Here is a 22,653-nt window from a genome sequence, read left to right on the forward strand (position 1 = left end):
GAATACTTCCTTTCTGAACTTATCCTTGGCGGAGAAATTTTCAAAGGCATAATGGAATTCACATTGCCCAAGATAAAACAGCAGGATGTGCAAAAGGTTGGAAAGATAGTGTTGGGGACGGTAAAGGAGGACGTCCACAACATAGGCAAGGACATATTCAAAGTATTTGCGGAGGCATCGGGGTTTGAAGTGGTGGACATAGGCATAGATGTTCCCGAGGAGAAATTTGTAGAAGCGGTGAAAGAACACAATCCGGACATAGTGGGCATGTCGTGTCTCATCACGGCGGGAGTAAGCTCGATGAAGAAGACCGTGGATTCACTAAAGGAAGCCGGGGTAAGGGACAATATAAAGATAATAATAGGCGGAGGCAGGGTAGATGAAGGAGTAAAAGAGTTTGCCGGGGCGGATGCCTGGGCGGACGATGCGGCGAAGGGAGTAAGGCTTTGCAAACAATTAATGGGGATTGAGGGGTGATGGCGATGGCGGTAAATACTGCAAAGGAACTTGCTGAAAAGCGTCTAGCGCGAATAATGGCGGCTATTAACTTGGAGGAACCGGATAGAGTTCCCCTTCGGGGGTTTGGAGGAGATGTGATTCCGGCCTATTACGGCATAACACAGCATGAATATTGCTATGACTACGAAAAAGCTATAAAAGCAGTAGAGAAGTATTTAAAAGATTTTCCCTTCGACTGGCCTACGGCAGGAATTACCGGTTTGGACGGGCGCGTATTTAGTGTGGCGTTTTCGGAATATCCCGATATAGCGTCAAACACCACGTTTATAACGGGTCCGATGCACGATGTGTTAGGAGACAAATACTACCGGTATCCCGGCAGGGAAATAGCCGAAGATGCATCTCCCCAGTTTATCGGCGGCACTTTTATGGAAGCCGATGAATACGACAAATTGATCGAAGACCCCGTGAAGTTCGTTGCGGAAACGGTGTTACCGAGAACGTGCCGCAATATGGGGACTCCGCGCCAGACCATGGCGACAATGGTGAAGTTGGGTATGGAATTCAGCAGGTTTGCCGCCGCCGCCCGCGAAATTGGAGCAATTTCGGCTCAATTGGGGTATCCCTCCATTCCGCTGGGAGGAGCTTACGCACCGCTGGATATTATCGGGGACTTTTTAAGGGGTATAGAAAATGTACTTTTGGATATCAGGAGATATCCCGAAAAAGTCAAAAAGGCTGCTGAAGCTCTGGTGGAACCGATCGTAAATTATGCCCTGGCCTTTAAAAAGAGAGGAATAAATATTGCATTCATTCCGCTGCACTTGAATGAATACTTATCGCCGAAGCTTTATAAGGAGTTTTACTGGCCCACCCTGAAAGCGGTCATATTGAGACTTGTAGAGGAAGGTATGAAGGTATTTGTATTCTTTGAGGGCCGCCATGACGCCCATCTGGAGACTATCCTCGAGCTGCCCAAGGGCTGGGGTATAGCGTATTTTGAAAAGACCGATGTGGTGAAGGTAAAAAATCTCCTACAGGGCCACACCTGCGTCATGGGAGGTATACCCATCAGCCTACTGGTAGGAGGTACGCCGGCATCCATAGAAAAATACGTAAAGAACCTGCTGGAGCAGGTAAAACCCGGCGGAGGCTTTATACTTTCTACGAATATTGGAACTGCTCCTAAGGAGACTCCGCTCGAAAATATCACCGCTTTGATTGAAGCGGTAGAAAAATACGGTTAAGTTTTATAAAGCCGGACACCGGTGGATTTTTTCCATCGGTGTCCCGTTAAAAAAATTTCAAATTAGAGGTGTAAGTATGTGGCTGGAAAAAGGTATCGGTGAAGAAAAAAGATGGTTTTATCCCATCTCCGCCTTTATAATAGGTGCGGCCACTTTCGTAACCCAACTTTGGACCATGTTTTACCCTCATATTCAGGCCCATTTCGGACTGGAAACCACGGCATCAATAGTTTTGGCCGCCACTTTCAGCGGAATGGGTGTCATGATTATCGGTCCACCCATTACCGGGACCATTTTGGATAAATATGGCCCCAAAATACCGTTTATGATGTCGGCGGCATCTTTTGTGGCAGGTCACAGCCTGATATTTAAAATGCTCACAATGAAGGATTGGTCCACGGCAATGTACCTTTGGTATTTGGGAAGCTTCCTGGTGGGTTTGGGAGCCGGATTTTACTCGGGCACATATACGGCTACGGTGGGGAAATGGTTTCCCGACAAGCCCGGAACGGCTATGGGTCTGGCCGTCGCCGGCGCGGGTTCCGGAACGGTCATATATTCACCTTTAGTAGCATCTTTGATAAGGTCTTACGGTTTTTCGGGGAATGTTTTCTTACTTTTCGCAATAATTGCGTTGGTGGCTTTGGTAGGATTAGGGATACCTTTTTGGAAAACACCTCCTCACGACTGGGTTCCTGCCGGAATGCAGCCTAAGTCTAAGTCTTTCAACGCAAAGTCTATTCATATAGCCAAAGATTACACCCTTCAGGAAGCGGTTAAAGATAAAAGGTTTTGGCTTCTTTACGTATGTTTTATTTGCGCGGCCTTTTCCAACATGTTCTTTGTGCAGAATGCCTCTTTAATAATCATTGAAGGATTAACCCAAACCATGAGCAGAGAGGACATCCTAGCTTCAGTCGTACCGCTATTTCTCACGATATCCGCGCTGGCTGGACTCCTGGGGAGATTTGGATGGGGTGTAATCTCCGATAAATTGGGTGGGCCGTGGAAGACTCTCTGGATGGTTTACCTTTTCCCCGCAATACTAATGAGCGCCTTTTACCTCGGATATCATTCGGTAATGCTTATATTTATAATTGGATTTTTGCTGTATTTTGGTTTTGGCGGCGAGCCGGTGGTTCACTACGCAATAGTTCCCTATGTGTTTGGTAGAAGGCATCTGGGAAAGATCATGAGTACATTAAACGCCTTTTCGGTGGGTATAGGAATAGCTTTCGGGCCGTATGTGGGGGCTTATATTAAAGATGTAACCGGAGGGTATTACTGGGCGTTGGTGTTGGCGATAGTTATACGTTTGTGCGGAACGGCCTTTGCTCTTTTGGGATTGAGGCTTGCCCAACAACAGGAAAGTTCGGCGAAGGCTTAGATAGGCAAAACAGGCATGACCATGGCATCCACTATGACAAAGGTGAAACGTTTTTATCTATAGGGCCTTGAAATCCGGGCTGTACAATAGAGTCGACGTTTTTACCGAGTTCAGAAATAGTAGATTTAGAAAACTCGGTACCGCAAAGCTGAGGTGATTTCTTCAATTGAACTCTGAACATAAGGGTGCCGACTCTGGTAATAAGATTTCTCGGATAGTAGCTGTTACGGTAGGCTTGTCTTTCCACGGTTCTTTCATAAAGTTCTGCTTTTTTTGTTCGGTTGCCTGGGCTTGCAGTATTTGATTGAGTACTGATTCAAAAAGTTTGGTCATCCCCTCATCTCTAGCTTCTTATAAAAAGAGGTGGTGCAAATTACAGAATCAATGGTAATATTATATTGAGCCATTCTCATCCCTCCAGTTAGGTTTTTGAGTTCGTCACCTTTTATTCTAACCAGAGGGGTGAGGGTGGCTCAACCCTTTTTTAAAACTTCTTTTTTACGCAATTATACGGACTTAGCTCCATTTTTTTTAATATTTTAGGTGGTGTTTGCAATGAACAAATACAAAATTACGATACTTCCGGATAATATTGAAATCTCAGTGGAGGAAAACACTACTTTTATAAAAGTTTTAACGGAAAACGGCATAAAATTTGAATTTCCGTGCGGTGGGGCGGGCAAATGCAAAAAGTGCAAGGTAAAGATCTTCAAAAAGAGCGGTCAAGAAGAGGTACTTGCCTGCCAATTGAAAGTAACCGAGGATTTAGCTGTTGAAATTCTCAAAAAGGAACAGAAACACGAGATACTGACAGAAGGTGTGGAGCGACAGGTGGTGCTGGACCCTTTAATAAAAAAGGTGTATCTGGAATTGCCCCGACCTTCCTTAGAGGATAATCGCGATGACTGGAAAAGGGTAGCCGGGAATACTGGAATAAAGACGAATCTTAAAATATTGCAGGATTTGCCGGAAAAGATAAGGGAGAGCGATTTCAAGGTTACCCTTGTACTTACAGGCGATGAAATTGTGGCCATTGAAAGCAGGGATACCAGCGATAAATTATTGGGGATGGCCTTTGATATCGGAACTACCACCATTGCAGGATATCTTCTAAATTTAAAAACGGGGCGGGAACTTATCCGAGTATCAGCTTTGAATCCGCAGACAAAATACGGTGCCGATGTGATTTCGCGCATAAAGGTTGCTTCCGAATCTAAAGAGGGGTTGGAGAAACTACATAAAGAAGTTGTGGCAGAAATAAACAACTTAATAGAAAAGGCGGTAAAAGAAACCGGCTATAAACCGGAGGAGGTATATGCCCTTACTATTGCCGGAAATACTACGATGCACCATCTTTTATTGAAAATCCAGCCGAAATATTTGGCCCGGGCCCCATACGTGCCGGTGGTAACGGAACGGGTGATTGTCGATGCCGGCGATATCGGTATAAGGATAAATCCGGCGGGAAAAGTCTTTATACTTCCCAATATAGCCGGTTTTGTGGGGGCGGATACGGTAGCGGCGGCTCTGGCTGCCGAGATGGATAAGTCCGATGAATTAAAGCTTTTAATCGATATCGGGACTAATGGAGAAATGGTGCTGGGCACCAAAGGAAGGCTCTTTGCCTGTTCCACCGCCGCGGGACCCGCCTTTGAAGGTGCCCATATATCCTGCGGAATGAGGGGAGCTCCGGGCGCCATCGACCACATCCGTATCGATGAAGAATTAGAATATACCGTAATTGGTGAAACATTACCCAGCGGTATATGCGGTTCGGGACTTTTGGATGTGGTGGCGGAACTTTTGAAGGCAGGGATTGTGGACAAAAACGGTCGAATTTTAAAACCCGAAGGGGTTACAAGTGAGTTGGGCCAAAAGTACAGGGACAGGATTGTCGACATCAACGGTATTCGGGCATTTATTCTTGAAGAAAACACTGCAACGGGACAGCCGGTATATATTAACCAAAAAGATATCAGGGAACTTCAGCTGGCAAAAGGCGCCATTGCCGCCGGAATAGAGATCCTCTTAAAAACTTTTAATGCTAAAGTTGAGGATATAAGTGAGGTATTTCTCGCGGGGGCTTTTGGGAACTATTTGAAGCCCGAAAGTGCCTGCGAGGTGGGATTAATTCCTCGAGAACTTGAGGGTAAAATAAAAGCAATTGGAAACGCAGCGGGTGGCGGAGCAAAGCTGGCCCTGCTTTCGGAAAAGGAGTATGAACGGGCAGTAATGATTTCCAAAAAGATACATTACATCGAACTCAGTACAGAGCCGGAATTTAGCAGCGTATTTGCTAAGAATTTAGGGTTTTAAAGGTTAAAAGACCACAAAAATAAAACCAAACCATAGAGCTAAACGATCTTTTGGTTGTCCATTGATATTCCTTCCAATAGAAATGTACCTTAAAATACTTCTATAAAGAAGCACCTTGTACCTTCTATTGGAAGGAATATTTTTTGTACCAAAAAGCATCAATTTATATTATAACTTCAGAAAAAAAGAAAAATGATCAACATTGACAAATATTAAAAAATGTGTTAACTTAATAACGGAGGGAACGATATACATGTATAGACAAGATATTTTCCGTGATAAGGGAGAATATATCGGGGTTCTGTTGAAGGTTTTGGCTAAACCTTCTGGCTGAAACATGTAAGATGTCCGGAGTGTGCCGTTCTGGAAATGATGAATTATCAAAATATAATATAAAAAGGGGAGGATAAAATGATTATAATAGGAGAAAAGATCAACGGAACAATTCCGCGCGTCAAAAAGGCTATAGAAGAAAGAGATGAAGCCTTTATTCGCGAACTTGCGGTAAAACAGGCAGAAGCAGGTGCCGATTTCATCGATGTGTGTGCGGGGACTTCCCCGGAGGAAGAGGAAGAGACTTTAAAATGGCTGATGGAAATTGTCCAGGATGCGGTTGACAAACCTTTATGTATTGACAGTCCAAATCCCAGAACCATAGAGCAGGTATTTAAATATGCGCGCAAACCCGGAATAATAAATTCGGTATCTGAAGAAAGGAATAAATGCGAAATTATATACCCCCTAATAAAAGGTACCGAATGGCAGGTCATCGGGCTTACTTGTGATAATAGAGGAATTCCTTCAGATGTTCAAACGAGGATAGATATAGCAAAAATACTTGTTGAAAAGGCACAAAAATATGATATTAGTCCCGAACGTATACATATTGATCCACTGGTCATAGCCATAGCAACGGATAACCAATCGGTGCATAAGTTTGTGGAAACATTGGTCAGTATAAAAAAAATTTTTCCCAACGTCAAGGTCACTTCAGGACTGAGCAATGTTTCTTTCGGAATGCCCTTGAGAAAAGCGATCAATCAAACTTTCTTAACTGTAGCGGTCTTTGCTGGAATGGATTCGGCCATTATGGATCCATGCAATAGAGAAATGATGACAACGCTGCTGGCGGCTGAAGTTATAGCGGGCCGGGACAAACATTGCAGAAGATTTGCTAATGCGTATCGAAAGGGTTTAATTGGTCCTATAAAGACGCTGCCCGGTGATGCAAATTAGAGGAGAGGTAAAGCTGCGGTAGGAAAGGATTATCATGGTAAAAACTAGTACCGTTCTTGATGGCCGCCTTCACCGTAAAATGCGGGATGATATAATGTTCGTAGATTCTCACGTACATATTTCTTTGAACGGCATGAATTCAAAAGATTGGCGCAGGATTTTAGCGGAAGGCAACTATAAGCCAATCATGGAAATATTGGATTTATACAAAAGTAAAAACATCCTGATACTTCGCGATGGCGGTGACAATCTTGGGGCATCTTTAGCCGCCAGGGAAATAGCGGGGCGAATGGGTATCATTTATAAAACACCGGGATGGGCGATTTACAAAAAAGGAAGGTATGGAGGCTTTTTAGGTAGGCCCGTCACCGATATTAAAGATTTTAAAAGCATGTTCGCTGAACTTTTGAAATCTAAACCCGACCATCTTAAGGTTATATTAACCGGGATTGTGGATTTTAACTCGTACGGACAATTCGGCGGAATTTCATTTTCTTATGAAGAATTGTATTATATGATTCAACGGGCAAAGGAAAAGGAATTGCCTATAATGGTCCATGCAAACTCATCCGCGGCAGTTAAAATGGCTATCGAAGCTGGAGCCGATACGATAGAGCACGGGTATTTCATTACCGATGAAGAGCTGCATATGATGGCTGAAAGAGATGTAATATGGGTACCAACTCTGTCGCCTTTGGGTAACATTATTGAAAATAAAGATTTCAGATATCGATATCGCAATCAGATACAGATTATTAAAAGGATTTTTAATGAACATTTAGCAGCTGTCAAAAAAGCGATTGATTTAGGAGTAAAAATCGCTATCGGAAGTGATTCGGGCTCATTCGGTGTGTATCACTCTCAGGGCTTCTTCGATGAAGTTAAACATATAAAAAAGTGTGGAATTTCTGAAAATCAAATATTTAAGATAGCCTTTGTAAATGGAATAAAAGCTCTGGGTATAAAGCACCTCGAACTCAAATTGTTAGAAAACCAGGGTTAATATCGGAGGAGGATATATATTTATGAAGATAGGGACGAGGAAAATTACGTATCTTGCTATGTTCGTCGTGCTCAACATAGTACTCACCAGAGTTGCCAGTATAAGGATAGCTTCTGGAACGGTGGAGGCTATAAGGATCGGATTTGGAGGATTTCCGGTTATACTGGCGGGCATTGCACTGGGTCCGGCTGCGGGGGGTGTTGTGGGTGCGTTGGGAGATTTGCTGGGTTACTGGATAAATCCCATGGGGCCTTATATGCCTCATTTTACGGTGACAGCAGCCTTAACCGGTATAATACCAGGGCTTGTGATGCGAATTTTTAAAAATGAACAACCCGCTCTTTGGCAGCTGTTTTTAGCTATTGCAGTGGGGCAGATAATAACATCGGTTCTGCTCGTCCCATATTTCCTTTATAAACTGTTCGGTGTTCCGCTGGTCTACAAAATGTCCACGGCTTGTCTGGTACAGGCTTTTAATATACCTATATATACAATATTCACCAGGCTGCTTTTAAAAAGGGTCAACCTTAAGCCAGCGCTTTCAAAAAATTAAGTAGAATAATGGTTGATAACTTTGGTCTTCAGCCCCGAGGCGAAAAAGAATCCATAAATTTCAACTTAGGGGTATTTTTCAATTTCAACATATATTGACAATAATTTAACAAAATAGTATTATAAATACGTAGAGTTGTGAAAACATTAACAAACTTGTACGAGAGGAGAAATAAGATGGTTAAGATCCTTTTCGAGAAGGATAAATGCCTGGGTTGTAAGACATGTGAACTTGCCTGTGCCGCTGCCCATTCAAAGACCAGAAGCTTGCTGGGTGCCATAAAAGAAAAAAAGGTTCCCCGGATTAGAATAAAGGTCAAAAACGGTAAGCTCAGAGCAGAGCAGTGTACCCTTTGCAGCAGTCCCAGGTGTATTGAAGTCTGCCCTGTCGGTGCCTTGAACAGGAGCAAAAGCGGGATCATCAAGGTAAATACCCTCTTATGCACTATGTGCGGCCTGTGTCAGGAGGCGTGTCCCTTCGGCGCCATCGTCTTGAGCGATTACCCCACCGTTTGCGACCGCTGTATAGAAATGGATGAACCTTTTTGTGCAAAAGCATGCCCTACAAGGGCGCTCGAGGTAAAAGCTGTCTAGGGGGGTATAATCGTGGAAAACTGTGCATGCAACACATGTGATGCAGCAACAAAAAAATTATACGAAAAGGCCAAGAGTGAACGAATAGACACCATATGGGACCGCGCTCTTGCCATGCAGCCCCAGTGCGGCTTTGGAGAAATGGGGTTATGTTGCACCAATTGTTCCATGGGTCCATGCAGGATCGTAAAGATTTCTGAGGATGGCCCTAAAGCGGGTATATGCGGAGCTACCGAAGACACCATTACTTCGAGAAACTTTGCTAGAGCGGTTGCCGCCGGTGCCGCGGCCCATTCCGACCATGGAAGGGATATTGCCCTGGCACTTTATCACGCCGGGGATAAAACCCGAATAAGGAATGAAGAAAAGCTGTTTAAAATAGCCGGTGAGTGGGGGATAACGGTAGAAGGCAAAGATACTGTGCAGATCGCCAGAGAAATGGCCGAAAGGGCTCTGGGAGAGTTCGGTAAAGTATTCGGAAAACTTCAATTTTTGCAGAGGGCTCCTGAAAAGAGAATAAAATTGTGGGATGAACTAGGGGTGGCTCCCGGGGCTATAGACAGAGAAATAGTAGAGGTTCTGCACTCTACTCATATGGGATGTGATGCCGACTATAGGAATATAATCAGGCAAGCTATAAGGGCCGCTCTGAGTGACGGATGGGGAGGCTCCATGATCGGCACAGAGTTGAGCGATGTGCTCTTCGGTACTCCCATGCCGAAGAAAGTGGAGGCCAACCTGGGCGTTCTAAAGAAGGAATGTGTAAACATAGTGGTACACGGCCACGATCCCACACTGTCCGAGGCAATCGTACTGGCGTCCAGAGACCCGGAACTCCTGGAACTTGCGAGAAAACAGGGGGCGGAGGGTATAAACGTAGTGGGTATGTGCTGCACGGGCAACGAGATAGCCATGAGGCAGGGAATCCCGATGGCAGGCGATTTCTTCCAGCAGGAACTGGCGATCGTGACCGGTGCCGTTGAGGCTATGATAGTTGATGTGCAGTGCATAATGCCTTCCCTCGCCACAGTTGCTAAATGCTACCACACCAAGTTGATTACTACCTCTCCTAAGGCAAAGATCCCAGGGGCAATACATATAGAATTCAACGAACAAAAGAGTTTGGAGATCGCTAGGAGAATCGTGAAGGATGCGGTGATGAATTTCAAAAACAGGAAGGTGGAAGTTTTTATTCCCGATGATAAAAGCGAGGGGAGAATAGGGTACAGCTTTGAGGCGATAATTAAAGCCCTCGACCGGGTTACGAATTCCTTTGCCCATCCTTCCGGGACCGTAAAACCTCTCGTGGATGCCATAAAATCGGGTGTGCTCAGGGGTGCAGCCGCGATAGTGGGCTGCAATAACCACAGGCAACCTCACAACACGTGCCACGTCACTCTTGCAAAGGAGCTTCTTAAGCGGGACATAATTGTTGTGACGACGGGGTGCGGCGCCCATGCCTGCATTAAGGCGGGGTTAATGGATAAGGATGCCCGAAAATATTGTGGTAAAGGCCTTGCCACCGTATGCGAATTACTTGACATACCTCCCGTGCTCCACATGGGGTCCTGTGTGGATATAAGTCGTATCCTGGTACTGTTATCTGAAGTTGCGAAGTACATGGGGGTGGATATCAGTGATCTGCCGGTAGCTGCGGCGGCTCCAGAATGGATGTCGGAGAAGGCTCAGTCTATAGGGCTCTATGCTGTAGCGTCCGGTGTATACGTGATACTGGGTGTACCTCCCGCGGTCACCGGGTCTGAAAATGTAACAGGCTACCTGACAAAAGGCCTGGAGAGCGTTCTGGGGGGCAGGTTTGAAATAGAGAATGATCCGGTCGAAGCTGCAGCAAAAATCGCGGCTCACGTGGAAAACAGGCGCAAACGGCTGGGAATATAAGTGAGGGTAAGAGGTATGAAGATAGCTGTGACCGGCAAGGGCGGTGTCGGCAAGACCACCCTTGCCGGAGTCCTTGCAAAATTGTATGCAGAGGAAGGCTACAGGGTTCTGGCCGTAGACGCGGACCCCGACGCCAATCTGGCAATAGCGCTGGAATTTCCGCGGGATAAACTGGATAAGATTATGCCTCTTTCGGAGATGAGAGAACTTATAGCGGAAAGGACCGGAGCCCAGCCTGGTCTTATGGGCCAGATGTTTACGCTGAATCCAAAAGTTGAAGACGTACCTGAAAGATTTTGCGTCGAGCACGGGGGCGTTAGACTCCTGGTGATGGGTGGTATAAAAAAGGGCGGCTCGGGCTGTGCCTGCCCGGAACACGCCTTTTTGCGGGCCATAATGCGGCACTTGCTTCTTGAAAATAAAGATGTTCTGATAGTGGACATGGAAGCGGGCATCGAACATCTGGGAAGGGCAACGGCGGATGCGGTAGACGTTTTCATAGTTGTGGTCGAGCCTGGCTTGAAGAGCATTAACACGTATCACTCTATACGAAAGCTGGCCGCGGATATCGGTATAAACCAGGTGCTGGTAGTGGGAAATAAGGTTAAAGACCGCGAGGATGAGAAGTTCATAAAAAGCAACGTGGAAGTGGAAAAACTCCTAGGGATCATAAATTACGATCCGCGAATCGCGGAAGCCGAACGTGACGGCCTTTCTCCCCTTTTCGCCGGCGAAAAAATCAGGCAGGCTGTCGCCGCTATTAAAAACAAGATTGACAAACATTTCGGTTAAACCAGCTTTTATCCTCTCATGCTGACAAATTATGCCTGAGGGGAGTGTTTTATTGAACTTAAACGGAGAGTCTAAATTATTTTAAGAAAGGATGGGTATAGTTATGACTTTCAAAAGCGATATTGAAATAGCCCAGGAGGCTAAACTTGAGCACATAAAAGATATCGCCATTAAAATCGGTCTTTCCGAAGAAGATATCGAATACTACGGGCGGTACAAGGCTAAGGTTGATTACAACATATTAAGGCGGTTGGAAAATAAAAAAGACGGGAAGCTGATACTAACTACGGCCATAAACCCCACACCTGCGGGCGAAGGTAAGACCACCACCACCGTCGGACTCGGCGATGCCCTCAGGAGACTTGGTAAAAACGCCGTCATCGCCCTCCGGGAACCTTCACTGGGGCCGGTTTTCGGGGTAAAAGGCGGAGCGGCCGGAGGCGGTTACGCACAGGTAGTGCCGATGGAAGATATAAACCTGCATTTTACCGGAGACCTGCATGCAATAGGTGCAGCAAACAACCTGCTGGCGGCAATGGTGGATAACCACATATACCAGGGGAATGAACTGGGTATTGATCCGCGGCGCGTTGTATGGAAGCGCTGTATGGATATGAACGACAGGCAGCTGCGGTTTGTAGTGGACGGCCTGGGGGGGAAGGCTAACGGGGTTCCGAGGGAAGACGGCTTCGATATAACGGTGGCTTCCGAGGTCATGGCGGTTTTCTGTCTGGCTACCGACCTGGAAGACCTTAGGAATCGACTTTCCAGAATAGTGGTCGCATATACATATGACGGTAAACCGGTAACCGCCGGTGACCTGAAAGCCCACGGTGCCATGACCGCCCTGTTAAAAGACGCCTTTAAACCCAACCTGGTCCAGACCCTTGAAGGGACTCCTGCTTTCGTCCACGGAGGTCCTTTTGCCAATATCGCCCACGGCTGTAACAGCCTCATAGCAACGAAAATGGCGATGAAGCTGGCGGATTATGTGGTAACCGAGGCAGGGTTCGGTGCTGACCTGGGTGCCGAGAAGTTCCTGGATATAAAGTGCAGGGTTGCGGGGATAAAACCCGATGCGGTGGTAATCGTAGCCACGGTCAGGGCGCTGAAGTACAACGGAGGCGTACCTAGGGAAAAGCTGAATGAAGAAAATCTGGAAGCCCTCCGGAAAGGCTTACCGAACCTGCTGAAGCATGTGGAAAACGTAACAGTTAAATTCGGCCTGCCGGCTGTGGTTGCCATTAACCGTTTCCCCTCTGATACTCCGGCAGAACTGGACCTGGTTAAAAATGAATGCATGGCTATGGGGGTAAAAGCGGTTATTTCCGAAGTATGGGCAAAAGGAGGCGAGGGTGGAATAGATCTGGCCCGAGAAGTGCTCCGCCTTATAGACGAAGGCAAGAACAATTACAAACCCCTTTACCCGCTGGAAAAGGGCATTGCAGAGAAGATCGAGATCATAGCCAGAGAAATTTACGGGGCGGATGGTGTCGACTTCACCACCGCCGCTAAGAAGGAGATAGAGACGATAGAAAAACTCGGTTTCACAAATTTGCCGGTTTGCATAGCAAAGACGCAGTACTCCCTGAGTGACAATCCGGCTTTGTTGGGAAGACCCACTGGATTTAAGATAACAGTAAGAAATGTGCGTATTTCCGCGGGGGCAGGGTTTGTCGTGGCCCTAACCGGGGAAATAATGACAATGCCGGGATTGCCGAAAAGGCCGGCTGCAGAAAACATTGATGTGGATGCAAACGGGAAGATAAGCGGGCTGTTCTAAGGAATTAGAAAGCACCGGACCATAAAGGGGCTGACGATGGGGGCGGTGGCAGATGAAGGAAAAATTTAAAATATTAATAGCTTCGGGGGCCGATGAACCTGCCGCCCCCGGACCCTTTCAGGTAAGATACAGCGGTGAGTACGTACACCGTAGATTACTACCACATCTGACCGACTATAAAAGGGGCAAGGGTGTACCGGATAAAAAATGTTTGGAGTACAGAAAAAGATTCAACCTTGACAATTCTAAGTATATAGCAGGAATTATTCTTACTCCCGGAATTTTGCCGCAAATCGTAGATGAACCGGAGGAGTTTATACCTTCGGAAATCCCGGAACACAATATTCTTATAGCAGCGGGGGTCCACCCGGATATAATGATCGAGCTCATTGAAAAAGCCGCGGGCAACGGATGCCGGGCGCTGATCGCCCCCAGGGAAGATCCGAGCTGGATTGACTCGGTTCTTGAAAGAAAGATCAGAGGGCTATGCGCCGGCTTGGGCATCGAATGTGTTTTCCCACGCCCCTTCTGCGCCCTGCAGAAAAGCGGCTTTGCTTTCATTGATGAATTTCTCGAAACTTTTGGCCTCGGAAAGCCCGAATATGAGATTACATTGAACAAAAACGGGATCATTGAGGATGTTTTGGTCAGATATTCGGCACCCTGCGGCGCCACATATTACGTGGCGGCGGGCCTTATCGGTATGAAAAAAGAAGAGGCTGTAGAAACGGCTAATAAACTCTGGCACTGTTATGTGTGCCTCGCAAGCGGCAAGATAGATCCGGACCTCGGCGATTCGATAATGCATATTGCGGCCCATATAAATCTAGCCGTCGCGAAAAAAGCGGTGGAAAAAGGGAGCGGGAGGGTATAACGTGCTGATAGATAAGAACATTTACGAATTCGTCAAATTACTGGCCTCCAGGGAACCGGTGCCGGGAGGAGGAGGGGCGGCAGCTCTGGTCGGTGCCATAGGTGTGGCTCTGGGCAGTATGGTTGGAAATCTTACAGTTGGCAAAGAAAAGTATAAAGAAGTGGAAGCAGAGATAATCGGGATACTGGAGAGCGCCGGAAGCCTGCAGGCTAGGCTGCTGGATCTTGTTGACGAAGACGCTAGGGTATTCGGCAAAGTCGCCGGTGTATACAAAATGCCGAAAGATACCGAAGAGGAAAAGAAAAAGAGAAATGAGGCGATGCAGCAGGCCTTAAAGGAAGCTTGCGGTGTGCCGCTTAAAATCATAGAACTTTCATATGAGGCTATAAAACTCCACAGGAGGCTGGCGGATATCGGTACAAGACTGGCTGTCAGTGACGTCGGCGTCGGTGTATTGTGCCTGAAGGCCGCGCTGCTGAGCGGCCGGATGAATGTGCTCATAAACCTGAACGGCATCACCGATGAGGAATTTGTAAAAAATACAACCGATTATATGGAAAGAATCTGCTCTGAAGCTTTAGCAATCGCCGGTGAAACTTATGAGAAAGTTGAGAATATATTAAAAAAATAGCTATTATCAAAGGGGGTAAATGGAAGCCGCCGGGTGAGGGGTATTACCGGCTGTTATTTAAATTATTAAGCATGCATATAGGGGGCGTGTCAGATGGCTGATATTGTTAGCGGTAAAGAAGTTGCTGAAGCTTTGAAGCAAAAACTTGTAGACGAAGTGGATGAATTAAAGTCCAATGGTATAATTCCGGGCCTTGCAATAGTTCTGGTTGGAGACAGGCCTGATTCTTTATCGTATATAAAAGGTGCACAAAAAAGGTGCAGTGAAATAGGCATTGACTGCCGGTTGGTTCAACTGCCGGCGGATACATCGGAAGAGGAATTTGTATCCCGGATCCGCCAGCTCAATCAAGACAGGAGCGTACATGGTATTCTCGTCATGAGGCCCCTTCCCGCAACTATATCCGAAGACAGGGTAAAATACGAGATTTCGCCGCTGAAGGATGTGGACTGTTTCAACCCGGTGAATATGGCCAAAGTTATGAGCGGTGAGGAAGGAGGCTTTGCTCCGTGTACACCGTCGGCCGTCATGGAGATCCTGGATTATTACGGCATAGAACTCACCGGGAAAAGGGTGGTAATCGTCGGCCGCAGTATGGTAGTGGGAAGGCCGCTGTCCATGATGATGTTGAAACGGCACGCCACTGTAACCATTTGCCATACCAGAACCGTTGACCTGGCGAAAGAGACTTCCAGAGCTGAGATCCTGGTGGCTGCAGCTGGAAAAGCACGAATGATAAAAAAGGATATGGTGGGCTCCGGAGCGGTGGTGATAGACGTAGGAATCAATTTCGATGAAAACGGTAAGATGTGCGGTGACGTGGATTTTGAAGCTGTAAAGGAACTTGCCGGCAAAATAACACCGGTCCCCGGTGGAGTGGGTTCCGTCACGTCGACGGTGCTGGCCAAACATGTCATCCGCGCCTGCCGGATGCTGATTGATCAGGAGGGTTAGAAATGATTATCATGCAGGGCAAACCCTTTGAAAAAATTCTAGAAATGATAAAAGATGTAGATAAGGTATTCATCACCGGGTGCAGTCTTTGCGCCACATCCTGCATGGCCGGTGGAGAACAACAGATTATGGAAATGAAAGAAAGGCTTGAAAAAGAAGGCAAGGAAGTTACAGGCTTTGTAGTGCTTGAAGCATCCTGCAACAGGCTTCAGGTAAGATCGGCCCTGAAAAAGAAAAAGGAAGAACTGGGGAAAGCCCAGGCCGTCCTTTGTATGGCGTGTGGAGATGGGGCTCAGACCGTGGCCGGAGTTCTGGAAGATATTCCCGTATACCCCGCCAATGACACTTTATTTATAGGCGAAGTTGAGCGCATAGGTCATTTCTCCGAGATGTGCAGGGCCTGCGGGGAGTGCGAACTGGGGTGGACAGCCGGCATTTGTCCTGTGACGCGGTGTGCTAAAGGGCTTTTAAATGGGCCCTGCGGCGGCTCGAGGGACGGGAAATGCGAAGTAGACAGGGAAAATGAGTGCGCATGGGTGCTCATATATGAGAGACTGAAGAAGATGGGCCGGCTGGAAAATATTAAGGAGATAAAAGCTCCCAAGGATTACAGCAGGGCTTATAATCCCAGGAAGATTGTAGTCGGCTGCAGGAAGGAGGGATAATATGGGACTCAGGGAAAAGCTGGAGAGCGGCGGATTCGCGCTAACCGCCGAGATGGCGCCACCTAAAGGGGTAAATACGTCCAGATTCAGAGAATGCGCCAGGGGAGTAAAGGGCCGGGTGGATGCGGTTAACGTCACGGACTTCCAGAGTGCCGTGGTGAGAATATCCTCATTGGGAGCTGCAATTATGCTGCTGGAAGAAGGAATCGAGCCGGTAATGCAGTTGACCGGCCGGGACAGGAACCGGATAGCAATACAGGGAGAACTCTTGGCTGCAGGAGCGCTGGGGATTAAGAATATCCTGGCCCTCACCGGTGACCATCCGGTATTCGGAGACAACAGGCAGGCAAAGCCGGTATTCGAATTGGACTCGGTCAATATCCTCCAGATTGCAACCCTTCTCATGGAAGGAAAGGATCTGGCGGGCAACCCCCTGGACGGCGCCCCGGACTTTTATCTTGGAGCCAGCGTGACACCGCTTTTTAATCCGCTGGAACTTCAGGTGCTGAAAATGGAAAAGAAAATAGCAGCCGGGGCCAAATTCTTTCAAACTCAGGCGGTATACGATATCGAAGTGCTGAGAAGGTTCCGGGAGAAAACAGCCCACCTCGATGCAAAGGTGCTGGTAGGTGTAATTCCATTAAAATCACCGGGAATGGCCAATTACATGAACAAAAACGTGCCCGGCATATTCGTGCCTGAGGGTGTCATAGAAAGGCTCAGGAATTCAGAAAACAAGGTACAGGAAGGGCTGAGGATCGCAGCGGAATTCATAATGCAAGCGAAAGAAGAGAAGCTTTGTGATGGGGTCCACATAATGGCAATAGGTGCTGAAGAAAACGTACCAATACTTTTGGATATGTGTGGATTTTAGGTACCGCTGTAGGTAGACGAAATCAGTATTGGGGGAGGAAGGGAAGTGTCAAAACGGATTGTCGTAATTGGGGCAGGTCCCGGCGGATATGTAGCTGCACTGACGGCTGCCAAGCTGGGTGCTCAGGTGACGGTCATAGAAAAGGACAGGGTGGGCGGAACCTGTCTGAACAGGGGTTGCATCCCCACGAAAGCCCTTCTGGCCTCAGCGGAGGTACTCACCGCCGTGAGGGAGGCGGAAGAATACGGGATCAAGATTGAAGGCGAAATAATACCCGATATGGGGCTCATAATCGCCAGAAAAAACAAAGTCGTCGAAAGACTGAATAAAGGAATAGAATTTTTATTCGAAACAAATAACGTCAGGCTTGTGAAAGGCAAGGGGACGCTGGTAGACAATAAAGCTGTAAAAGTTGATCTGGAGGAGGGCGGCTGCGAGACACTGGAGGTTGATAATATTATAATCGCTACCGGTTCGTCGCCGGCAAAAATACCGGTGTTTCCTTTCGATGGGAAAAAGGTGCTAACCAGCGATGAAATACTGAATTTAGGCTACGTGCCTTCAAGCATAATCATAGTCGGCGCCGGCGTTATCGGATGCGAATTTGGCACCTTCTTCAGTACGATGGGAAGCGCGGTAACCATGGTCGAAATGATGGAACGGGTTCTTCCCACCGAAGATCCCGATGTGGGCAAAGAGATGGAAAAGGTGCTGAAGAGGAAGAAGATAAAGCTGCACCTCAAATCCAGAATAGAAAAGGTAGAAATTCAAGAAAACGGCGTTAAAGCTGTGCTGGACAGTGGTAAAGAACTGGAAGCCGAAATAATGCTGGTGGCGACAGGCCGGAAGGCCGAAATTAATGGCATCGGCCTGGAGACTGTAGGTGTGAAGATGGATAAGGGCCGGATAATCGTCGACGATCGCATGGAGACCAGCGTAAAGGGGATTTATGCCATAGGGGATATCGTACCCGGACTACAGTTAGCTCATGTGGCTTCGTTTGAAGGTATTTGTGCTGCAGAAAACATAATGGGGATTGAAAGCCGTATGGATTACAGCGCGGTACCCAGAGGAATATTCACAGACCCCGAAGTTGGGGCGGTGGGAATGACAGAAGAAGAGGCGCTAAATGCAGGATTCAGGATCAGGACGGGCAGGTTCTATTTCAGGGGATTGGGAAGAGCTCAGGCTGCCGGAAAAATTATAGGTTTCGCCAAGATAATCGCCGAAGAAGATACGGACCAAATACTTGGTGCTTCTATAATGGGACCGAACGCCACAGACCTGGTCCACGAGATCGTGCCGGCCATAAAGTACGGTATTACCGTAAAGGATTTGAGTAAGTTAATCCACTCTCATCCGACTTTCAGCGAGGCGGTTATGGAAGCGCTGCACGATGTGCACGGCCAATCAATACATAATGCGTAACGGAGATGATTATATGGCATACACCATAGCATTTGCCGGCAAAGGAGGCACCGGCAAAACGACGCTGGCCGGTTTTACTGTAGATTACCTGGTGGAAAAAGAATTAGGAACGGTACTGGCGGTGGACGCCGACCCGAACTCCAATCTAAACTCGGTTCTCGGCGTTGAAGTAGAATTTACGCTGGGTGAGATAAGAGAAGAAGTGAAGAACAATCAAGATGGAGTTTTCCCTGGAGGCATGACCAGGGCCGAATACCTGAATTTCCGGCTGCAACAGTCCATAGTAGAGGCGAAAGGCTATGATCTGCTTGTCATGGGAAGGCCGGAGGGCCAGGGATGTTACTGCTTCGCCAATGGTGTTTTAAGGGGAGCCACCGATAAACTTTCCGACTCCTATGCTTTTATGGTGATAGATAATGAGGCGGGCCTGGAGCATTTGAGCAGACGCACCACCAGAAAAGTCGACCTAATGTTTGCGGTAAGCGAGTGCTCCAAAAGGGGTATTGATGCCGCATACAGAATTAAGGGGCTCATAGAAGAACTTAAACTCGATGTAGGCGAGCTTTTCCTGATAATAAACCGGGTCCCGGAGGGGGGACTTACCACGGAAATTGTGGATGCAGTAAAACGTTACAATCTTACCCTTGCCGGCACTGTTCCCCTGGATGAAGAGATTTATGATTACGACAACAGAGGGATACCCCTCGTGAAGGTTCCCCGGGAAAACAAAGCGTTGATGGCTTACCGGAAAATACTTGATGACATTCTATTGTCCAGAATTGAGTTGCATAACAAAAAAGGCTGTTAAAGGCCGAAAACGGAGGCGAAGGATATGACGTATAAAAAACCGGTTCAGAAGCTTGCAGGAAAAATTAGAGAAATCACCCTCGGAGAAAACCTGAAACTGGGAGGAGAGTCGGTACTCCCGTTCTACAGCTTTGACGGAGATACGGGCCATAAGCCCGTAATAGGTATGGAGATCTGGGACGTGCACCCCGAAAACTGGCCAACCACCGTTATGGAAGAGCTGGGCGATAGGGTCAGAAACCCGGTTGAATGGGCGAAATTCTGTGAGGAGAAATACAAGCCTGATTTTCTCTGCCTGCGGTTCGTCGGGGCGAATCCGGATATGGGCGATAGGACTCCGGAGGAATGCGCTCAAATTGCAAAAGAAGTAGCCGAAGCCGTAACGCTTCCTTTGGTAATAGCCGGATGCGATTCCAATGAGAAAAACGGAAAGATTTTCACGAAGGTCGCAGAAGCGCTGGCAGATAAAAATTTCGCTTTTCTTTCGGCGGTGGAGTCGAACTACAAGGAAGTCGGAGCGGCGGTAGGGCTGGCATACGGCAACATAGTGGTAGCGGAATCGTCGGTAGATCTTAACCTGGCAAAGCAGCTGAATATCCTTTTGATGCAGCTCGGCGTGAAACCGGAAAAAATGCTGATGAATCCCGGATGCTCGGCCGTCGGCTACGGTTACGAGTACGTTATAACCACGCTGGACAGGATAAGACTCGCCGCCCTGGACCAGAACGACGCCACCCTCCAGTTGCCCATAATTATGCCGGTATCCTTTGAAACCTGGAAGGTGAAAGAATCCGCAGCTTCGGTGGAAGATGTGCCTGAATGGGGAGACCAGGAAGAGAGAGGAATCGCTATGGAAATTTCTACATCAGTTGGAATTCTGGCAGCAGGGGCAAATGCTGTTGTATTAAGGCATCCCAGATCCCTGGAAGTTGTCAGGGAGTTTATCAACAGCTTGATCCAGTAAATAGGGAAGGAGAGATAAAAATGGCTTTGACCGGAATGGATATATACAAACTTTTGCCCAAGAAAAATTGTAAGGAATGCGGCTTTCCCACCTGCCTGGCTTTCGCAATGAAGCTGGCCCAGGGGGGTGTTGAAGCAGAAAAATGCCCCTACATGTCTGAAGATGCCAAAACGCGGCTTTCCGAAGCAACAGCCCCACCAATGAGGACAGTCAGGTTCGGTGCCGGTGATAGGTGCTATACATTGGGAGGAGAAACGGTCCTTTTCAGACACGAAAAAACATTCGTCAACAGGCCCCGGTTTGCCGTCGCCTTTTCCGATACCATGAGCAATGAGGAAATTCAAAGCAAAATAGAGCGCATGAATAAGGTCGATTATATAAGGATTAGCGAAGAAATGTACGTGGAAATTGCGGCATTGGAGTGCAAGAGCGGAAATAAAGATACATTCCTATCCTTGATAAAGCGGGTAAAGGATGGCTGCAAGAAAGCTGTACCCATGATCATAACTTCAGATCCGGAAATTGCCAGAGCAGCTGTTGAGGAATGCAGGGAGTCAGGTCCGATTCTTTTCGGTGCCGACGAACAGAATTACGAGGCTATGGTTAACCTGGCAAAGCAATACAACCTGCTGCTTGGCGTAACTGCACTCGACCAGGAAAAGCTCTACGATCTCGTCCAGAAAATCCAGAACCTGGGTTACCGAGAGCTGCTTCTGAGTACCGGGAGCACCGCTCTCAAACAGGTATTTGACGACGTGGTCAATATAAGGAGGACCGCTCTGGTGTCCCAGGACAGAACTTTCGGTTACCCCACGGCGGTTTTCGCCCACAAGCTGGCAAAAGAAAAAATGATGCAGCTGGCGATAGCCACGCTCTTTGTAGAAAAATATGCATCGGTGATCGTGCTGGATGATATCGACTATTCTCTGGCTTTACCGCTTTTCGCCCTGAGACAAAACATTTACACCGACCCGCAGAGGCCGATGAGGGTCGAGCAGGGCCTTTACCGGATAGGTTCCGCCGATGAAAATTCACCCCTCCTTGTCACCGTTGATTTTGCCCTGACATATTTTATAGTCTCCGGCGAGGTTGAAAGGTCAAAAGTTCCTGCCTGGATGCTCATTCCCGACGCCGGTGGATATTCGGTGCTTACCGCATGGGCCGCCGGCAAGTTCAGCGGTAAGACCATAGCCAGAGCAGTAAAGGAGTTTGCCGTAGAGGAAAAACTGAAGACCAGAGAGATCATAATACCCGGGAAGGTGGCAGTGCTGAAAGCCGATATCGAAGATGAGCTGCCCAGCTGGAAGGTCGTGGTAGGTGCCGAGGAAGCAGCCCTGCTGCCCAAGTTCCTCAGAGATTATACAGGCAAAAAAGTATCGTAATTTGATGGAGGTGTCAGTATGGCGAGATTTATGACAATAGGCGAGAGAATTCATGTTATTTCTCCGGTTATTAGGAAAGCCCTCCAGGAGAGAGACCCCGCCCCTATCCTTGAAAGAGCCAGGGAACAGGTTGAAGCCGGAGCTCATTACCTGGACGTCAACATCGGACCTGCCGAACGGGACGGGGAAGAGCTCATGCCCTGGGTGGTGAAACTCCTGCAAAGCGAATTTCCCGATACGCCTTTGTGCTTGGATACTGCAAATACAAAGGCTATCGAAGCGGGGCTTAAGGTTTACGACCCAAAACCGGGCAAGGCAATCATAAATTCCGCCGACGCCGGCGCCAGGATAGGTATGCTGGAAGTGGCCGCCGAATACGGGGCGATGGTTATAGGGCTGTGTGCCAAGGAAGGTATACCCAGGGACAATGATGAGCGCATAGCCTACTGTACAGAGATCCTTGACAGGGCAATGGCTGTGGGCTTGAATCCGGAAGATATACTCTTTGATCCCCTGTTCGTCGTAGTAAAGGGGATGCAGGAAAAACAGCAGGAGGTGCTCGAGGCCGTAAGACAGATTTCTGAAATGGGTCTGAAGACCACCGGGGGCTTAAGCAATGTCTCTAACGGATGCCCCAGAAACCTGAGGGGTCTTATCGAGGCGGTATTTTGTTCAATGGCAATTCAGTGCGGCTTAACCTCCGCCATTATCAACCCCTGCAACAAGCTGCTTATGGATGTAATAAAGACGTCCGAGGTCATTAAGGGGTGGAACCTGTACTGCGATTCTTATCTTGAGTTATGAGA

The 22,653-nt window shown here is 47.6% G+C and carries 21 protein-coding genes and 1 pseudogene; 21 read left to right on the forward strand and 1 reads right to left on the reverse strand.

The window, feature by feature from the left end; all coding sequences use genetic code 11:
• From LZ11_RS04465 to LZ11_RS04475, 3 genes are all read left to right on the forward strand, one after another.
• Window positions 1–477: cobalamin B12-binding domain-containing protein (locus LZ11_RS04465; RefSeq protein ID WP_148866705.1), on the forward strand; the 477-nt coding region annotated here is incomplete at its 5' end.
• A 5-nt stretch (window positions 478–482) separates the two neighbouring features.
• Window positions 483–1,706, forward strand: a complete 1,224-nt coding sequence (locus LZ11_RS04470; RefSeq protein WP_148866706.1) for a uroporphyrinogen decarboxylase family protein — start codon at window positions 483–485, stop codon at window positions 1,704–1,706.
• Window positions 1,707–1,782: 76 nt separating this feature from the next.
• Entirely contained in the window at window positions 1,783–3,093 is a 1,311-nt protein-coding gene (locus LZ11_RS04475) for an MFS transporter (protein ID WP_148866707.1), read from the forward strand.
• An 8-nt stretch (window positions 3,094–3,101) separates the two neighbouring features.
• Here the strand turns inward: LZ11_RS04475 and LZ11_RS13155 are convergent.
• Window positions 3,102–3,500, reverse strand: a pseudogene (locus LZ11_RS13155) (transposase); the annotation flags it as partial.
• A 148-nt stretch (window positions 3,501–3,648) separates the two neighbouring features.
• Here LZ11_RS13155 and LZ11_RS04485 point away from each other — a divergent pair.
• The 18 genes from LZ11_RS04485 (at window position 3,649) to acsE (ending at window position 22,651) form a co-directional block, all read left to right on the forward strand.
• Entirely contained in the window at window positions 3,649–5,409 is a 1,761-nt protein-coding gene (locus LZ11_RS04485) for an ASKHA domain-containing protein (RefSeq protein WP_148866708.1), read from the forward strand.
• A 411-nt stretch (window positions 5,410–5,820) separates the two neighbouring features.
• Window positions 5,821–6,645, forward strand: a complete 825-nt coding sequence (locus LZ11_RS04490; protein WP_148866709.1) for a methyltetrahydrofolate cobalamin methyltransferase — start codon at window positions 5,821–5,823, stop codon at window positions 6,643–6,645.
• Between the two features lie 94 nt (window positions 6,646–6,739).
• Complete coding sequence (locus tag LZ11_RS04495; RefSeq protein ID WP_148866710.1) at window positions 6,740–7,648, forward strand: amidohydrolase family protein; 909 nt, start codon at window positions 6,740–6,742, stop codon at window positions 7,646–7,648.
• A gap of 22 nt (window positions 7,649–7,670) precedes the next feature.
• Window positions 7,671–8,201 carry a folate family ECF transporter S component gene (locus LZ11_RS04500; protein ID WP_148866711.1) on the forward strand — a complete coding sequence of 177 codons (531 nt, stop codon included), beginning with the start codon at window positions 7,671–7,673 and terminating at the stop codon, window positions 8,199–8,201.
• A 176-nt stretch (window positions 8,202–8,377) separates the two neighbouring features.
• Window positions 8,378–8,794, forward strand: coding sequence for a 4Fe-4S binding protein (locus LZ11_RS04505; protein WP_148866712.1), 417 nt, complete (start codon window positions 8,378–8,380; stop codon window positions 8,792–8,794).
• A 12-nt stretch (window positions 8,795–8,806) separates the two neighbouring features.
• Window positions 8,807–10,693 (forward strand): anaerobic carbon-monoxide dehydrogenase catalytic subunit, encoded by a 1,887-nt coding sequence (gene cooS / locus LZ11_RS04510; RefSeq protein WP_148866713.1) that lies wholly within the window; start codon window positions 8,807–8,809, stop codon window positions 10,691–10,693.
• Between the two features lie 15 nt (window positions 10,694–10,708).
• Window positions 10,709–11,485 (forward strand): ATP-binding protein, encoded by a 777-nt coding sequence (locus LZ11_RS04515; RefSeq protein ID WP_148866714.1) that lies wholly within the window; start codon window positions 10,709–10,711, stop codon window positions 11,483–11,485.
• A 103-nt stretch (window positions 11,486–11,588) separates the two neighbouring features.
• On the forward strand, window positions 11,589–13,268 hold the full coding sequence (locus LZ11_RS04520) for a formate--tetrahydrofolate ligase (protein ID WP_148866715.1): 1,680 nt from the start codon (window positions 11,589–11,591) through the stop codon (window positions 13,266–13,268).
• 52 nt (window positions 13,269–13,320) lie between these two features.
• On the forward strand, window positions 13,321–14,142 hold the full coding sequence (locus LZ11_RS04525; protein ID WP_148866716.1) for a DUF166 domain-containing protein: 822 nt from the start codon (window positions 13,321–13,323) through the stop codon (window positions 14,140–14,142).
• Window position 14,143: 1 nt separating this feature from the next.
• Window positions 14,144–14,773 (forward strand): cyclodeaminase/cyclohydrolase family protein, encoded by a 630-nt coding sequence (locus LZ11_RS04530; RefSeq protein WP_148866717.1) that lies wholly within the window; start codon window positions 14,144–14,146, stop codon window positions 14,771–14,773.
• A 93-nt stretch (window positions 14,774–14,866) separates the two neighbouring features.
• Window positions 14,867–15,727: a bifunctional 5,10-methylenetetrahydrofolate dehydrogenase/5,10-methenyltetrahydrofolate cyclohydrolase gene (locus LZ11_RS04535; RefSeq protein ID WP_148866718.1), complete on the forward strand. Its 861-nt coding sequence runs from the start codon at window positions 14,867–14,869 to the stop codon at window positions 15,725–15,727.
• A gap of 2 nt (window positions 15,728–15,729) precedes the next feature.
• Entirely contained in the window at window positions 15,730–16,392 is a 663-nt protein-coding gene (locus tag LZ11_RS04540) for a methylenetetrahydrofolate reductase C-terminal domain-containing protein (protein WP_148866719.1), read from the forward strand.
• Between the two features lies 1 nt (window position 16,393).
• Window positions 16,394–17,266 (forward strand): methylenetetrahydrofolate reductase, encoded by an 873-nt coding sequence (locus LZ11_RS04545; RefSeq protein WP_148866720.1) that lies wholly within the window; start codon window positions 16,394–16,396, stop codon window positions 17,264–17,266.
• Between the two features lie 45 nt (window positions 17,267–17,311).
• A complete protein-coding gene (gene lpdA, locus LZ11_RS04550) occupies window positions 17,312–18,694 on the forward strand; it encodes a dihydrolipoyl dehydrogenase (RefSeq protein WP_148866721.1) in 1,383 nt (460 codons plus the stop codon).
• Between the two features lie 13 nt (window positions 18,695–18,707).
• Window positions 18,708–19,502, forward strand: a complete 795-nt coding sequence (locus LZ11_RS04555; RefSeq protein ID WP_148866722.1) for an ATP-binding protein — start codon at window positions 18,708–18,710, stop codon at window positions 19,500–19,502.
• 24 nt (window positions 19,503–19,526) lie between these two features.
• A complete protein-coding gene (acsD, locus tag LZ11_RS04560) occupies window positions 19,527–20,465 on the forward strand; it encodes an acetyl-CoA decarbonylase/synthase complex subunit delta (RefSeq protein WP_148866723.1) in 939 nt (312 codons plus the stop codon).
• A gap of 20 nt (window positions 20,466–20,485) precedes the next feature.
• Window positions 20,486–21,847 carry an acetyl-CoA decarbonylase/synthase complex subunit gamma gene (acsC, locus tag LZ11_RS04565; RefSeq protein WP_148866724.1) on the forward strand — a complete coding sequence of 454 codons (1,362 nt, stop codon included), beginning with the start codon at window positions 20,486–20,488 and terminating at the stop codon, window positions 21,845–21,847.
• An 18-nt stretch (window positions 21,848–21,865) separates the two neighbouring features.
• Window positions 21,866–22,651: a carbon monoxide dehydrogenase/acetyl-CoA synthase methytransferase subunit gene (acsE, locus tag LZ11_RS04570; protein ID WP_148866725.1), complete on the forward strand. Its 786-nt coding sequence runs from the start codon at window positions 21,866–21,868 to the stop codon at window positions 22,649–22,651.
• Window positions 22,652–22,653 lie beyond the last annotated feature (2 nt).

Origin of the sequence: Thermosediminibacter litoriperuensis (assembly GCF_008124715.1) — a bacterium.
GTDB classification, from domain to species: domain Bacteria; phylum Bacillota; class Thermosediminibacteria; order Thermosediminibacterales; family Thermosediminibacteraceae; genus Thermosediminibacter; species Thermosediminibacter litoriperuensis.

Bases quoted from the DNA above. Each gene is read 5' to 3' on its own strand.
- LZ11_RS04470 (WP_148866706.1), top strand. From the start codon at position 483: ATGGCGGTAAATACTGCAAAGGAACTTGCTGAAAAGCGTCTAGCGCGA.
- LZ11_RS04475 (WP_148866707.1), top strand. From the start codon at position 1,783: ATGTGGCTGGAAAAAGGTATCGGTGAAGAAAAAAGATGGTTTTATCCC.
- LZ11_RS04485 (WP_148866708.1), top strand. From the start codon at position 3,649: ATGAACAAATACAAAATTACGATACTTCCGGATAATATTGAAATCTCA.
- LZ11_RS04490 (WP_148866709.1), top strand. From the start codon at position 5,821: ATGATTATAATAGGAGAAAAGATCAACGGAACAATTCCGCGCGTCAAA.
- LZ11_RS04495 (WP_148866710.1), top strand. From the start codon at position 6,740: ATGTTCGTAGATTCTCACGTACATATTTCTTTGAACGGCATGAATTCA.
- LZ11_RS04500 (WP_148866711.1), top strand. From the start codon at position 7,671: ATGAAGATAGGGACGAGGAAAATTACGTATCTTGCTATGTTCGTCGTG.
- LZ11_RS04505 (WP_148866712.1), top strand. From the start codon at position 8,378: ATGGTTAAGATCCTTTTCGAGAAGGATAAATGCCTGGGTTGTAAGACA.
- LZ11_RS04515 (WP_148866714.1), top strand. From the start codon at position 10,709: ATGAAGATAGCTGTGACCGGCAAGGGCGGTGTCGGCAAGACCACCCTT.
- LZ11_RS04520 (WP_148866715.1), top strand. From the start codon at position 11,589: ATGACTTTCAAAAGCGATATTGAAATAGCCCAGGAGGCTAAACTTGAG.
- LZ11_RS04525 (WP_148866716.1), top strand. From the start codon at position 13,321: ATGAAGGAAAAATTTAAAATATTAATAGCTTCGGGGGCCGATGAACCT.
- LZ11_RS04535 (WP_148866718.1), top strand. From the start codon at position 14,867: ATGGCTGATATTGTTAGCGGTAAAGAAGTTGCTGAAGCTTTGAAGCAA.
- LZ11_RS04540 (WP_148866719.1), top strand. From the start codon at position 15,730: ATGATTATCATGCAGGGCAAACCCTTTGAAAAAATTCTAGAAATGATA.
- LZ11_RS04545 (WP_148866720.1), top strand. From the start codon at position 16,394: ATGGGACTCAGGGAAAAGCTGGAGAGCGGCGGATTCGCGCTAACCGCC.
- LZ11_RS04555 (WP_148866722.1), top strand. From the start codon at position 18,708: ATGGCATACACCATAGCATTTGCCGGCAAAGGAGGCACCGGCAAAACG.
- acsD (WP_148866723.1), top strand. From the start codon at position 19,527: ATGACGTATAAAAAACCGGTTCAGAAGCTTGCAGGAAAAATTAGAGAA.
- acsC (WP_148866724.1), top strand. From the start codon at position 20,486: ATGGCTTTGACCGGAATGGATATATACAAACTTTTGCCCAAGAAAAAT.
- acsE (WP_148866725.1), top strand. From the start codon at position 21,866: ATGGCGAGATTTATGACAATAGGCGAGAGAATTCATGTTATTTCTCCG.